Source organism: Verrucomicrobium sp. 3C (assembly GCF_000379365.1).
Lineage (GTDB): Bacteria > Verrucomicrobiota > Verrucomicrobiia > Methylacidiphilales > Methylacidiphilaceae > Methylacidimicrobium.
Map to the genome: position 1 here is coordinate 80570 of NZ_KB901876.1, position 11937 is coordinate 92506.

An 11937-nucleotide genomic window follows, 5' to 3' on the forward strand; every position below is an offset into this window, starting at 1 on the left:
CGAGCTCGGCGTCCGCATTGCCCGTTTCGAGGCTTTGTTCATCGTTCACTTTCCTTAGGGCCTGCTTGCTCGCTGACCCGCTTCCCGGGCCTTTTCCCCCAGAGGCTTCGACCGCTGGCGTTACCACCAGTAGCCGCTCCGAGTGCTTCCGGCTGGAGCAATAGCTGCCGGGTGGAGATCACTCCCTCCCCACTGGGCGATGCACCCTTTTCACGGCGCACGAGAAATGACGGCCAAGGAACGGTGCTTACTCCTTTCGCTCGCCAATGACCAGTAGCCGCTGAAATCTTCTCTCGATGCCGCATGGCGTCCGGAGCTTTTCCAACTCCTCGCGAATTCTCACCGTGACCGCCGGTTGGCACTCCTCGGGAACCAGAGCCAGAAAGTTTCCGAAGCTGCTCGCTTGAAAGAAATCGAGCAGATCGTCCACTCGATCCACAAAGTCGGTATTGAGCGTCGACTCCACACGGAGCACCGAAAACCCCGCCGCGAGAACCAGTTCGCGCACCTCCTCCGCGGAAAGCAGAAAGGGAGAGAGCTGAGCCTCTTCCGGCATCTGACCCATTACCGAAGCGATCGCCTCTTTTATAATCGCATGAAACGGGTTCGGCTGGTCTTTGTCTCCGGTCCCGATCCCGAGCCTTCCGCCCGTCTGGAGAATCCGGCGGATCTCGCGCAGGGCTTCCGCCTTCCGTTCGATCCAGTGAAAGACGCTGTTGAGACAAACGACATCCCAGGACCGATCGGCAAAGCGGCCGAGATCGTCGCTCCCCCCGCTCTCGAAGGAGAGACCGGGCTGGGCTCTTTTCCGAGCGATCTCGATCCGAAAGGGGAGTGGATCGATCCCGAGGACCTCCCCGGAAGGACCCACCATGTGCGCCACGTACTCCGCCAGGCGCCCCGTGCCGCAACCGACATCCAGAACCCGTTGCCCCGGCTGAATCTCCAAGTGATCGACCAGGAGCTTCCCAAAGCGAAATTGAGCATCGCTCAAGCGATCGTAGCTTTCGGCCAGTTCCCGCGTATCCAAGTCGAATTGGGTCGTCATTCCTAGAAGATTATACCCCTTTCAGCGCCTGAGCGAGCCGACGGTCGGGAACGAGCCAGAACAGGGCGACCAGCGCATAGACGGCTTGCGCGATCCACGGCTGCAAGAAGGCAGCCAGGATCGCCGACGCATAGAGGAGGGAGGAAAGCTTCCCTTTCCAGTCCCGTCCGATCGCCGCCGCCAGCTTCGAGTCGCAACCCTGCTCGGTGACGATCAAGTACTGCAGGACGAAATAGGCGACCGATGCAAGGAAGAGGACGGCGCCGTAGATCGCCGTGGGAAGCGGGGCGGAATGGTTTTCGCCCGCCCAGTCGGTCACGAAGGGAAAGAGGGAGAGCCAAAAGAGAAGGTGGAGGTTCGCCCACATGATCCCTCCATGGATCCGGCGGCAGGCCTTGAGCAGATGGTGGTGGTTGTTCCAGTAAATTCCCAGATAAAGGAAGCTCAGCACGTAGTTCAGGAAGAGCGGCAGAACGGAAGCGAGATCCGACAGGCTCACCCCATGCGGGGCTTTCAGCTCCAGCACGGTGATCGTGATGAGGATCGCAAATACTCCGTCGCTGAAGGCTTCGAGGCGGCCCTTTTCCATGACGAACTGATCGCCCGAAGGCTACGCGCCCGAACAGGTTCCGTCAATGTCTTGGCGGCTCTTCGCCGAGCGGCACGACCAGCCGCCGAAGAGCCCTTTCGCTTCGCCACATTTCGATTCTTCTCCTTTTGTTACAAGTTTGTGACAAAACGTTGACTAAGCCAAACCGGCATAGTAATTGCTATGAATGGCGTCTATCTCGGAGGGCAAGCCAGCGCGGAGGCTGGAGTCGGCCGCGAAGCGAACCACGGGTACCACGCGCTTGAGCATCAAAGGTCAAGTGGTGATTCCCGAGGCTGTTTGCCAACGGATCGGGTTAAAGCGTGGCGATCAATTCCTCGTCCTGGCCGACAAGGATACGATCTGCCTTCGTCTGCTCCATCCACCCTCGGGCCGCGAATGGTCCCATCTCCAGGAGTTGGCCAAGCTGCTTACGGCGTCGATTGGCCAGCCCGCGGCTTCCGCCTGAGGCTGACCTTCTCGCGCGAGGCAGCGGGGTCGCGAGGAGCACGGACGATATCCTGCTAGGAGGGAAAACCAAGGCCCAACGAAGCAGACGGGCCCGTTTCGCAAGCCGCGAGAGAACGCATGTGAATCAGGCAGGCTACACCCGTTTCAGAAAGACCAAGTCGTTCAGGGCGACAACCACAAACTGGTCTCCGGGCTGGAAGCCGAAGTCCTTCCGAATGCGCTCCGGGATCACCACCTGTCCTTTCGTGGAAAGGTGGGTCGTCCAAAAGCTTGGGCTGGCTTCCTTCTCCGTTCGTTTGGTCTTCTCGGGAGCGGGCTCTTCCTTGGACGAAGGAGGAACCGACGGGATACTCGCGGAGTGAGAATTTCCGCCTGGGGCAGGGGCGACGGGCATAAGCGATTTAACCTGACTTTGCAGACGCACGACTTACTTTCTTCGAGAAAGAAGCCGATCGAAAGGGTCGAGTCAAGGCCCCTTTCCTTCCTTGCGCGCATCCAGTAGCCTCCGGACCAGATCCCGCTACGGAAAGGTTGCCGGGCCTTGCCGATTTCGAGAGGGGTAGCGGTGCTCGGTCCCTCCCGGCATTGCGGTCAGCCCCTTCAGGATCTCCCTCACCGAGGCTCTCGACACTCCCAGACGGAGCGGACGGCGATCCCTTCCCAAGCCGACTTGTCTCCCTTTCCGAAGGCATCGCCTATCTGCGTCAACATGACCCCGCCTGCGCCCAGCTTGCCGGTCTCCTTATAGAGCCGTCGGCGGCAAGGACGCGGTCCCTGCTGGACTATGGGAATCCTTTTTGGCACGCTTCTTGCTTTAACGAGTCCGTGCCCCCACAGGGGCGAAAGCCAACTCCTGTTGGCCGTATCGGGCTGGTAACGGCCACCCAGGGAAGCTGCGGCTCTCCGACGAACGGCTCGCATATCACGCGAGTACCAAAAGGAGAGTGGATTTTAGCCGAGCCATGTTGCCGTGCAAAATGATTAGAACGCGGCTCGCAATCGAAGCGCCCCCGGAGGCGCTCTGGAGGGAGCTGATGGATTTTCCCTCTTATCCTCACTGGAATCCCTTTCTCCGCTCGGTCTGCGGCGAACCCATCTCCGGAACGAGACTCTCGGTCCGGCTCTGCCCTCCATCGTCCAAACCCATCCCGTTGCAGGCCGAGGTTCTCCGGGTCGTGCCCAACCAGGAATTCCGCTGGATCTGCCGCTGGCTCTTCCCGGGGCTGGTCGACTTGGAGCATCGCATCTTTCTGGAAGCCCAGCCACCAGAGATCACCATCCTCCACTACCGGCAGACTCTTCGAGGACTGCTCGCCCCCTGTATCTGGCGTTTCCAGAGGCAAAGCTCCCGTCCGGGAATGGAAGCCATGAACGAGGCACTCAAGGAACGGGCGGAAACGGCGATCTGGAGATAATCCCTACCATCGACCTCCCCCATTTGCGTTAAAGAGTCTAGCTGCCATTTCTCACAAATTTCGTAGCCGAGGCGCCGCAAATGGGCTTGGATGCGAGGCGCGGCGCCGGTTTTCCCCGGAGCTGTATGAGGACGTACTGCAAGGATGGAAAATCAAGGGCAACGAAGCAGACAAGCCCATTGTGCAAGCCGTAGGAGAAAGCTTGTCAGAAATGGCGGTTAAGATGGTGGTGGACGTTCTCTGCGTGGGCCATGCGTGCTACGATCTCGCATTTTTTGTTCCCCACCACCCGGGTCCGGACGAGAAGATCTTCTCCGAAGAACTCGTCCTGGCAGGAGGTGGTCCCGCCGCGAATGCCGCCGTTGCCGTCCTCCGGCTAGGAGGCTCCTCTGCCTTTTTCGGCTACTTGGGAAGCGACGCCTTCGGCGAGCGCCACGCCCAAGAGATGCAGCACGAGGGCGTCGATACATCCCTCCTGGTGCGCGGCGACGCCCCTACCCCTCTCGCCGTCAGCCTGGTGAAGCCGGATGGCGCTCGCACCGTGGTTAACCAGAGCTCGGCAACCCCGAAACTGAAAGCGAGCCTCGCCGATCGGCCCTGGCCTGCGGCGCGGGCCGCCCTCTTCGACGGCCACGAGCCGAAGGTCTCCCCTCCGATAGCCGAAGATGCCCGGCGCCGCGGAGTCCCGACCGTCCTGGACGCCGGCTCGCTCCACGAAGGGACCGCAAAGCTCGCCGAGGTTGTCGACTATCTGGTCGCTTCGGAACGCTTTGCCGCACAAGCGACGGGCTCGCCCGACCCGGAGGAAGCCCTGAGCCGGCTCTCTACGTCCCACCCCTGCGTCGTGGTCACGCTCGGAGAACGTGGGCTCATCTGGTCCTCGAGGGGAAAGCGGGGCAGGCTCCCCGCCTATTGCGTCCGCAGCGTCGATTCGACAGGGGCCGGCGACGCGTTTCACGGAGCCTTCGCTCTGGGAGTCGCGCGCCGAATGGCCTGGGAGGATCTGCTTCCCTTTGCTTCTGCCGCAGGAGCACTCACCTGCACCCAGCTGGGAGCGAGGCAAGGGTTGCCCTCGGCCGAGGAGGTTGCTGGTATTCTCGGACGAGCGGACCCGCGCGCGTAAAGGGATCTCTTCTGGCTACTCCTCCCCGTCGTAGTAGGAGAGCGGGCTCTCGGTAACGATCCTTCGCTCGGGCTTGAGGAAGAACTTGCCCGACCGAGCGTAGGATACCACGTCCGCTTCCGGGTTGTTGGCGATCACGAGCAACAGCAGATCGCCCGGACCCGGATTTTCAATCTGATGAGCCTCCTGTGGTTTCGCTAGGAACCAGTCCCCCGGCCCGACATCGATCCGCCGCTCACCGATCCGAATCCGTCCCCCGCCTTCCTCGACCCCGTAAAGCTCCCACTGGGCCGCATGAGCATGGAGCGGCAAATCGACCGCGTCAGCCGGAATCCGAACCAGGGCAACGTCGAAGGGATGGCCTCCGGCCCAGGTACCGATATCCTTCCTACCTCCCAGAGCGAGGCTGATCGCCTTTTGAAAGAGATGATAGCGCCCTTTGGGCGATCGGCGCTCCTCCCAAGGAATTTCCGCGAGGTTCACCTTCACAGTAACACCGTCCCCGCAAGTGCCGGAAATCGCGTTCACTCCCAGCGGCAATGAATCGCCGGACTGAGCCGTTCCGGGCACACCCTTTTCTCAGACGCTAGTGGGCAGAAGGAGCCGAAAGACGGATCCTCCGTATGGAAAACTAGGAAGAGTGGTCGCTGCTTCCCTTCTCGCTCGAACCCCCTTTTTCGCAGGAGCCCTTCTTCTTGCCACACTTTCCTTTGCCCGAGAGATCCGAGCACTTGTGACCCGAGCAAGCTGGCGTCGCCCAAGCAGGCAGAGAATAAGAGATGCCGATAGCGAGCAATAATGCGCAGAGAGCAATTTTCTTCATTGTAAAAAACCTAGCCGATAAACTCATCAAGATCAATCGCATTTCGTGCAGAGAGCGAGATCCTCCCGCCGCACTCGGGCGCAAGCGCACTCCTCGCCTACTTCTGCGGCGGGGCGAGGGCGCCTCGATCGAGCGCAGCCGTGCTTACGGCCTCGCCCTGGCTCGAGGAGTTTTGCCCGAGCGGCATCGCTTTCGGCGGAAGAGGACGGAAAGAGGAGTCCTCCCATCCACCTCCGAGTCCCTTCACGAGAAGAGCGGTCAGCACGAAGCGCTTGCCCAAGGTCTGAGCGTCGTCCCGGCGGCTGGTGAGCAGCTCTTTGTTTGCCTGGACAATCTCAAAGTAGTTCCCCAGCCCCCTTCGGAACCGATCCAGCGTCATATCCACCTGGCGCTCCGAGGCGACAACCGCCGCTCCGAAGCGCTGTTGCTGGTCGGAAAGGATCCGAATGCCGGAGAGATAGTCCTCCACTTCCCGGAAGGCGTCGAGCACCACCTTTCGATACTCCTGTACGGTCACCCAGTAGCCGGCCTTGGCCGCGTTCAAGCTGGCGATGAGCATGCCTCCTTCAAAGATGGGCACGTCGATCAGCGGACCGGCGGCCCAATAGGCATTATGCAAAGTCATGAGGGTGTTAAAAAAAAGGCTCTGGAATCCCCCAAACCCCGAAAGATAGAGGGATGGGTAGAAGGCGGCCCGGGCGACTCCTACCTGCGCATTGGCTGCCGCCATGAGCCGTTCGGCCTGGGCAATATCCGGTCTGCGCTCGAGCAGCTCGGAAGGGACCCCTTGGATGATTGCGGGAGGCTCGCCCGACAAAGGACGGAACGGGAGGGAGAAACCGGAGGCCGATTTGCCGGTGAGGGCCGCGAGGCTATTCTCGGCCTTCGTTCGGCTCCACCGGAGCCCGTCCCGCTCCCCCCGCACCTGCTCGAGCTGGCTGCGGGCCCGGACCACGTCCAACTGTTGCCCAAGACCCAGCTTGGTTCGCTCCTGCGTCAAGCGGAGGTCCTTCTCGAACTGCCCGATGATCTGGTCCAGAATCGAGATCTCCAGGTCGATCTGGCGCAGCAAATAGTAGTTCTGTGCCACTTCCGAGGTGAGCGAGAGCCGGATCTCTTCGTATGCCGCCTGCACCGCCTTTGCTTGCTCCTTGGCGACGCGCAGCTTGGGAATCTGCTGCCAGAGAGCAAACTCATAGTTCGTATCGCCGACCACCGCCCAGGGATCGAGTTGGCGCGGGAAGGGAGGAACCGGCCACTGGCCCTGGGCCGCGTTGGAAACCGACTTCAACCAGGGCGTGAAATCGAGCGTCGGGTAGAACATCGCTTTCACCCCCAACACCTCCGCCCGCGCCTGGAGTATCCGGGCGAAAGCCTCCCCGAGCGTGGGGTTGGCCGTCAGGGAAGTCGCCTCGAGCCGGTCCAGCTCCGGATCCCCGTACATCTTCCACCAGTCCCCCTTGCCGATGAGATGCTCCCTGGGCTCGGCAATCTTCCATTGAGGCCTCGGCGGCCCGTGAACCGGACGAGCAGGCGGAGCCCACTTGTATTGTGGGGTCGTGGGAATGTCGGGCCGTTCGAACTTCGGGGTCAGGCACCCGGCGAGCAGTCCAAGCAGGGAAAGGGCGAATAGCCAGCGGAAAAGAAACGTCGCCCGAGCGGCTAGCCTGGCGGTTCGACCACGAGTACCGCGCAGCGGGAATGACGAATCACCCGCTCCGAGACCGACCCGAGGATCCAATAGACCGGTTGCGAGAGCTTCCGCCGTCCGACGACGATCAGGTCGTAGGAACCAGTGCGGGCGGCCCGCAGAAGCTCCTCTGCCGGATCCCCCTCCTCGATCCGTTCGGAGAAGGGGACGTTCCGTTCCTGCGCGATCCCCGCACAAGCCTCCAGCGGCGCCTGCAAGAGCCGGCGCTCCTCGGCCGCCGACGGGTCCCAATCGCTTCCCGGAGGAGGGAGAACCGCCAGGGCTCGCACCTCGGCCCCGAAGCGGGCGGCAATCTCGATCGCGAGCTGAAAGGCCGCCAAAGCCCCCTTCGAACCGTCGAAACCAACCAGAATTTTCCGGAAGCCCATCTTCGATACCCCTTTGGATCCCCTGGCGCCGAAGGGATATTACATTGGCCGATCTCCCGGGCAAGGCCGGCCTCTTTCCTGCCTCTTCCCGGGCCCTCACGGGGTTCTCCCTGGTTGCGGACGGGCTCCCGTCGCAGAAGGAGCATCCCCGTTCCGGTTGGAGTTTTGCTCGATGATTCTTCGAATCCGCCCCTCGATCGTGTCCAGTTCCCGGCGATAGAGGAAGGATTGGTAATCGGCTTCGCGCGCCTTCGACGGGATCCGGGTGATCGGATCGCGGATCGAGTTCCCCCGCTCTGCGACGCGAACCCTTGTCACCATCGTGAGGCCGAGCACCAGCGGGCGGCGCGCAAGCTCCTTCGGATCGAGCCGGATCCGGACCGGCACCCGCTCCACGATGTGAACATAATTGCCGGTGGCGTTGTCCGGAGGGAGAAGCGAGAAGACGCTGCCGGAGCCAGGCTCCAATCCTTCGACCACCCCATGGTACCGGGTTCCCCACCCGTACATATCCGCCTTGAGCACCACCGGCTGACCCGGGCGCATTTTCCCCAGCTCCCGTTCCCGGAAATTGGCAACGACCCAAACGTAATCGAGCGGGACCACGCTCATGAGCAACTTTTCGGGCGTGATCTGATCCCCGGGCTGCACGCTGCGGCGAGCGACATAGCCGCTCACCGGGGCAGGGATCCTCCGCCGGTACCAGTCGAGCCAGGCGTCCCGGACTCGTTGCGCGACCTCCTGGACCATCGGGTTGGTTGCCACCGTCGTCCCCTGGACCAGCGCCTCGCTTCCTCGCAACTCCGCCTCGAGAGCAGCGATGGCCTGCTCCGACTCCTGAACCTTCCACTGGGCATCGATCGACTGCTGCTCGGAGATCACCCCGCTCATCGTCCCGCCCCGGTAGAGCCCCAAGTCATACCGATAGCGCCCCAAGGCCGCCTTCTCCTCGCCGATCCGGTGGCGGAGTCGCGCGACTTGGCTGAAGAGACCCTCGACCCGGCGAACCGTCGCCGCCAGGTCCGCCTCCGCTTTTTGAAGCGCGACCCAGGATTTGAGTCCATCCAGTCGGACCAGGACCTGTCCCTTCTCGACCCGCTCGGTGTTCTCGACACAGACCTCGACCACCGTGCCGGCGACCTGGGATTTGACCGGAGCCACATTTCCGGTCACGTAGGCGTCGTTGGTCACGACCCAGCCCCGGATAAAGACAAGCCAGAAAAGAAAAACAAGAAGGACGAGAACGAAAACGATCGCCCGGCGCAGCTTCCTCCTGGGGATCCCCTCGTCCTCCTCCGGGGTCCGCGGCCCGCTCCGGAACCGCCGCGTCATCCTGCTCCAAAGCCGGGCGGTCAAGCGGCGAAAGCGGGAGCGGGGGTGAATCGGTTCCCTCGCTCGGGCGGCTCCCCCGAGGAGATCCCAAACCGGGCTCCCTTCGCCGCCGGTAGGCTCAGAAAACCACTCCTCCCTTTCTTCTTCCCTCATCTCCCTCCGGATTCGGAAAGGTCTTTCCGCGCTCCCCAGGGAGCCGGGCAGAGAAGGGCCAGACCCGCGAGAAGGACAAAACCCCACGCGGCGATGCGGAAGAGATCCTCGAAGGCAAGCACCTGGGTTTGCGCAAGGGCTTCCCGATCCAAGAGACGGAAGCCCACCTCCCAACCGATTCCCTCGGAAGAGAGCCCCTCGCGCAGTTGGCCGAGGAGAGGATGGGAAGGGGTGAGCCACTCGACCAAGCGCCTCTTATGGAAAGCGGCTTGATGATAGAGGATCGTCCCGAGCAGGAGGCTGGCCCATCCCTGTGCCGCCACGCGCAAGCTCCCGGCCAGCTCGACCGCGAGGCCTCGGTTCCGAGCGGAGAGTCCAGTCGAGAGAAAATTGGTGACCACCGGAAGAAAGAGGCCCAGGCCGATCCCCTCGATCAGCTGCGGACCGATGAACTCAAGCCAGAGGTTGCGTCGGTGGTGAATCTCGTAGAAGCTCGTCCAAAACGCAAAGCCGGCAAAGAGGAGGAGAGAGCCGATCAGCAGGAACCGACTTCGATGCCAACTGGCGATGCGCGCGCTCAGAAGCGCCAAGGGCAGCGCGCCCGCTGTCAGCGAAAACCAGACTATCGCTCCCAGCCACGGGCTATATCCCCAGACCGACTGGAGGCGGACCAGGAGCAGGCTCCAGAGGCCATAAAAGAGAAGAAAGCCTCCGCAAAGGCAGACCATCCCGGCGGCGAACGCGGGCCGCAGGAAAAGCGTGAGCCGGACCAACGGATTCGGGATGCGGAGTTCCCACCAGGCGAACGCGAGAAACGAGACGACGGCGACCCCGGCAAGAACGTCGAAGAGCAAAGAGTTGTACCAGTCGTAGTCATCCCCCATGTCCAGGGCGGTCTGCAAGGAGAAGAGGCCGGTCGCGAGCAACCCGAAGCCGGTCCAGTCCAAGCGGGCGTCCGGTCGCGCGGGCTCGCTTGCCCTCAACAGCCGGCGGACCCACTCGGCGCAGAGCCCTTCCACGACCCCGTCGATGAGGAACCAAAGCCGCCAGCTCGCCGCTTCCCTGCCCCAACTTTCCTCGATCCAGCCGCCGAGGAGCGGCCCGATCGTAAAGGGGAGGATCGCGATCACCGCCCAAAGTACCGGGGCGAACTCCCGGAAGCGCGGCCGGTAGGTATCGAGAAGCAAGGCCGGAGCGAGCAGGATCAGGACTCCGCCGCCCGCTCCCAGCACGATTCGAGCGAGAAGAAAGAAGACGAATCCCGGAGCCAGGGCGCAGAGCAGCGCACCCGACGCCGTCGTCCAGCCCGCCCAGCAAAAAAGACGAAGAACTCCGATCCGCTGCGCCAGCGGATTTGCGAGCAACATTCCCAGCGCCTGGGCTGCGAAGAACTCCCCGTTCATCCAGCTCCCATGGCTCTGGTGCTGGCCGAGTTCGGCTACGCAATAGGGAATGATCCCGGTGAAGGCCCCGGTGTTGAGAAGGGCAAAGAGGCTAGCGCCCACCAGCGCCAAGTGGCTCGAGAGCGGCCGACTCGACCCGGCGGATGGCGCCAAGCTCATCCGACGCACCCCCTTCCCCAGCCGATCCCGGCCGGTCCGATTGGACCCTCCGCTCCCCGAGCCCCTCGTCTACCCAATGCTCCTTCCCTCCCAATGACGGTCCGCGTTGCGAGACCCGTGGTAGGAGCTATCAGCTCAATCGGTGAGCGGTCTTTTCTCGGGCGAGCCCCATCGCCCAAACCAGCATTGCGGGGCTGTTAGCAGAACGAAGGCCATTTGGCCATCCTTTTCGCGTTTTCTTTGAAGGGCAGATGCTGGGAGGAGGGGAGAGAGAAAGAGGCTCGGATGCGGAATGGCGAAGAGGCGCTCGTTAGAGCGAGGCTAAAACCCGCTGGAGCCGCTGCCTCGCCTCTGCGGCCAAAGGCTCGATCTCCGGCCGCTGGATCATGGCGGGCATCACCGACGGATCGAGAAGTTCGACGTGGACCTTCCCCGAAGCGTCCTGCCGGACGACCGCGTTGCACGGCATCAGCAGTCCGACCGACGGATCCAGCTCCAAGACTTGATGGGCCAAGGAAGGGTTGCAAGCTCCCAAGATGCGATACGGGGGCATCTCCTTGCCCAACTTGTTCCTGAGGGTCGCGGCCACGTCGATTTCGCTAAGGATGCCGAATCCCTCCTTGCGCAGAGCCTCTACCACCTTGGGGACGGTTTCCTGGAACGAGGTCGCCACTTCCTTCCCAAATCCATATGAGGTCTTCATCCCATCGCTCCGGTTTTCGGCTCGCGCCGCATCCTTCTCCCGAAGGCAAGCGACCAGCGACCCAACTTACTTGTCATGACAGTATCCTCTTCGCTTTTGGGAAAGAGCGCAAGGAGAATCGTTGAGGCTGCGGCGTCGCCAGTCTGATGCGTTTCGTGGCGTCGGAAATTGCAAAACGTGAGGTGCTCCCAGTACGTCCGACCAATGGAAGCGGTTTTTAGACTAATTTTTGAGCGTCTCTTCCTTCCCTATTTTGAATCGAGAGGGGCTGGAAGCAACGAGCCGTTGCCAGTCCCCTCCCGGTTCGTTCTTGGGGTTTCTTCCAATACCTCTAAGGGCGTCCGGTAATCAAGCCCCTGATGCAGCCGCTCCCTGTTGTAGAACCGGAAGTAGTCGTCCAGGCCCGCCCGGGCCTCGGGCAGGTTGCCGTAGTCCCGGAGGTAAATATCCTCATACTTCACCGTCCGCCAGAGCCGCTCGACCTTTACATTGTCCAAGGCTCGTCCACGCCCATCATGACTGACCGCCATCCCCGTCGCTTGCACGGCACTGGTCCACTCGGAACTGGTGAACTGACTCCCCTGATCGCTGTTGACGATCTGCGCCGAGCAGCCCGCTCGGGCCAATGCCGCCTCCAGG

14 protein-coding genes and 1 riboswitch are annotated in these 11937 nt (G+C 62.2%); of the genes, 3 read left to right on the plus strand and 11 right to left on the minus strand.

What is annotated here, in order from left to right; genetic code table 11:
• Positions 1-247 precede the first annotated feature (247 nt).
• Together A37A_RS0111180 and A37A_RS0111185 are read right to left on the minus strand one after the other, a co-directional pair.
• Positions 248-1048: a class I SAM-dependent methyltransferase gene (locus A37A_RS0111180; protein ID WP_018291584.1), complete on the minus strand. Its 801-nt coding sequence runs from the start codon at positions 1046-1048 to the stop codon at positions 248-250.
• A 10-nt stretch (positions 1049-1058) separates the two neighbouring features.
• Positions 1059-1637 (minus strand): TMEM175 family protein, encoded by a 579-nt coding sequence (locus A37A_RS0111185; RefSeq protein WP_018291585.1) that lies wholly within the window; start codon positions 1635-1637, stop codon positions 1059-1061.
• A gap of 187 nt (positions 1638-1824) precedes the next feature.
• Between A37A_RS0111185 and A37A_RS0111190 the strand changes: the two genes are divergently transcribed.
• Positions 1825-2106: an AbrB/MazE/SpoVT family DNA-binding domain-containing protein gene (locus A37A_RS0111190; RefSeq protein WP_018291586.1), complete on the plus strand. Its 282-nt coding sequence runs from the start codon at positions 1825-1827 to the stop codon at positions 2104-2106.
• A 135-nt stretch (positions 2107-2241) separates the two neighbouring features.
• On the opposite strand, the gene A37A_RS17240 is transcribed toward A37A_RS0111190, so the two are convergent.
• Positions 2242-2532, minus strand: coding sequence for an AbrB/MazE/SpoVT family DNA-binding domain-containing protein (locus A37A_RS17240; RefSeq protein ID WP_155996650.1), 291 nt, complete (start codon positions 2530-2532; stop codon positions 2242-2244).
• A 188-nt stretch (positions 2533-2720) separates the two neighbouring features.
• Positions 2721-2912, minus strand: a complete 192-nt coding sequence (locus tag A37A_RS20720; RefSeq protein WP_196799602.1) for a hypothetical protein — start codon at positions 2910-2912, stop codon at positions 2721-2723.
• Between the two features lie 230 nt (positions 2913-3142).
• On the opposite strand from A37A_RS20720, the gene A37A_RS0111205 reads away from it, so the two are divergent.
• Both A37A_RS0111205 and A37A_RS0111210 read left to right on the plus strand, forming a co-directional pair.
• Positions 3143-3523, plus strand: a complete 381-nt coding sequence (locus A37A_RS0111205; RefSeq protein WP_231363903.1) for an SRPBCC domain-containing protein — start codon at positions 3143-3145, stop codon at positions 3521-3523.
• A gap of 211 nt (positions 3524-3734) precedes the next feature.
• Positions 3735-4646, plus strand: coding sequence for a carbohydrate kinase family protein (locus A37A_RS0111210; protein WP_018291591.1), 912 nt, complete (start codon positions 3735-3737; stop codon positions 4644-4646).
• A 15-nt stretch (positions 4647-4661) separates the two neighbouring features.
• Here the strand turns inward: A37A_RS0111210 and A37A_RS0111215 are convergent, their stop codons facing one another.
• The 7 genes from A37A_RS0111215 to A37A_RS17250 form a co-directional block, all read right to left on the minus strand.
• Positions 4662-5174 (minus strand): cupin domain-containing protein, encoded by a 513-nt coding sequence (locus A37A_RS0111215; RefSeq protein WP_231363905.1) that lies wholly within the window; start codon positions 5172-5174, stop codon positions 4662-4664.
• Positions 5175-5566: 392 nt separating this feature from the next.
• A complete protein-coding gene (locus tag A37A_RS17245; protein ID WP_081616295.1) occupies positions 5567-7210 on the minus strand; it encodes an efflux transporter outer membrane subunit in 1644 nt (547 codons plus the stop codon).
• Positions 7132-7548: a universal stress protein gene (locus A37A_RS0111230; protein ID WP_018291595.1), complete on the minus strand. Its 417-nt coding sequence runs from the start codon at positions 7546-7548 to the stop codon at positions 7132-7134. Before A37A_RS0111230 ends, A37A_RS17245 begins: the two co-directional genes overlap by 79 nt.
• Positions 7549-7644: 96 nt before the next feature.
• Entirely contained in the window at positions 7645-9033 is a 1389-nt protein-coding gene (locus A37A_RS0111235; RefSeq protein WP_018291596.1) for an efflux RND transporter periplasmic adaptor subunit, read from the minus strand.
• Positions 9030-10595 (minus strand): MFS transporter, encoded by a 1566-nt coding sequence (locus A37A_RS0111240; RefSeq protein ID WP_018291597.1) that lies wholly within the window; start codon positions 10593-10595, stop codon positions 9030-9032. The genes A37A_RS0111235 and A37A_RS0111240 overlap by 4 nt, the downstream gene beginning before the upstream one ends.
• Before the next feature lie 114 nt (positions 10596-10709).
• Positions 10710-10780, minus strand: a riboswitch (Fluoride riboswitch).
• A gap of 125 nt (positions 10781-10905) precedes the next feature.
• On the minus strand, positions 10906-11298 hold the full coding sequence (locus A37A_RS0111245) for a DUF302 domain-containing protein (protein WP_018291598.1): 393 nt from the start codon (positions 11296-11298) through the stop codon (positions 10906-10908).
• A 248-nt stretch (positions 11299-11546) separates the two neighbouring features.
• Positions 11547-11937: integrase core domain-containing protein (locus tag A37A_RS17250; protein ID WP_018291599.1), on the minus strand; the 391-nt coding region annotated here is incomplete at its 5' end.

Coding starts and splice junctions, on each gene's coding strand:
- A37A_RS0111190 (WP_018291586.1), top strand. CDS start 1,825: ATGGCGTCTATCTCGGAGGGCAAGCCAGCGCGGAGGCTGGAGTCGGCC.
- A37A_RS0111245 (WP_018291598.1), bottom strand. CDS start 11,298: ATGAAGACCTCATATGGATTTGGGAAGGAAGTGGCGACCTCGTTCCAG.
- A37A_RS0111180 (WP_018291584.1), bottom strand. CDS start 1,048: ATGACGACCCAATTCGACTTGGATACGCGGGAACTGGCCGAAAGCTAC.
- A37A_RS0111205 (WP_231363903.1), top strand. CDS start 3,143: ATGGATTTTCCCTCTTATCCTCACTGGAATCCCTTTCTCCGCTCGGTC.
- A37A_RS0111235 (WP_018291596.1), bottom strand. CDS start 9,033: ATGAGGGAAGAAGAAAGGGAGGAGTGGTTTTCTGAGCCTACCGGCGGC.
- A37A_RS0111185 (WP_018291585.1), bottom strand. CDS start 1,637: ATGGAAAAGGGCCGCCTCGAAGCCTTCAGCGACGGAGTATTTGCGATC.
- A37A_RS0111240 (WP_018291597.1), bottom strand. CDS start 10,595: ATGAGCTTGGCGCCATCCGCCGGGTCGAGTCGGCCGCTCTCGAGCCAC.
- A37A_RS0111210 (WP_018291591.1), top strand. CDS start 3,735: ATGGCGGTTAAGATGGTGGTGGACGTTCTCTGCGTGGGCCATGCGTGC.
- A37A_RS0111230 (WP_018291595.1), bottom strand. CDS start 7,548: ATGGGCTTCCGGAAAATTCTGGTTGGTTTCGACGGTTCGAAGGGGGCT.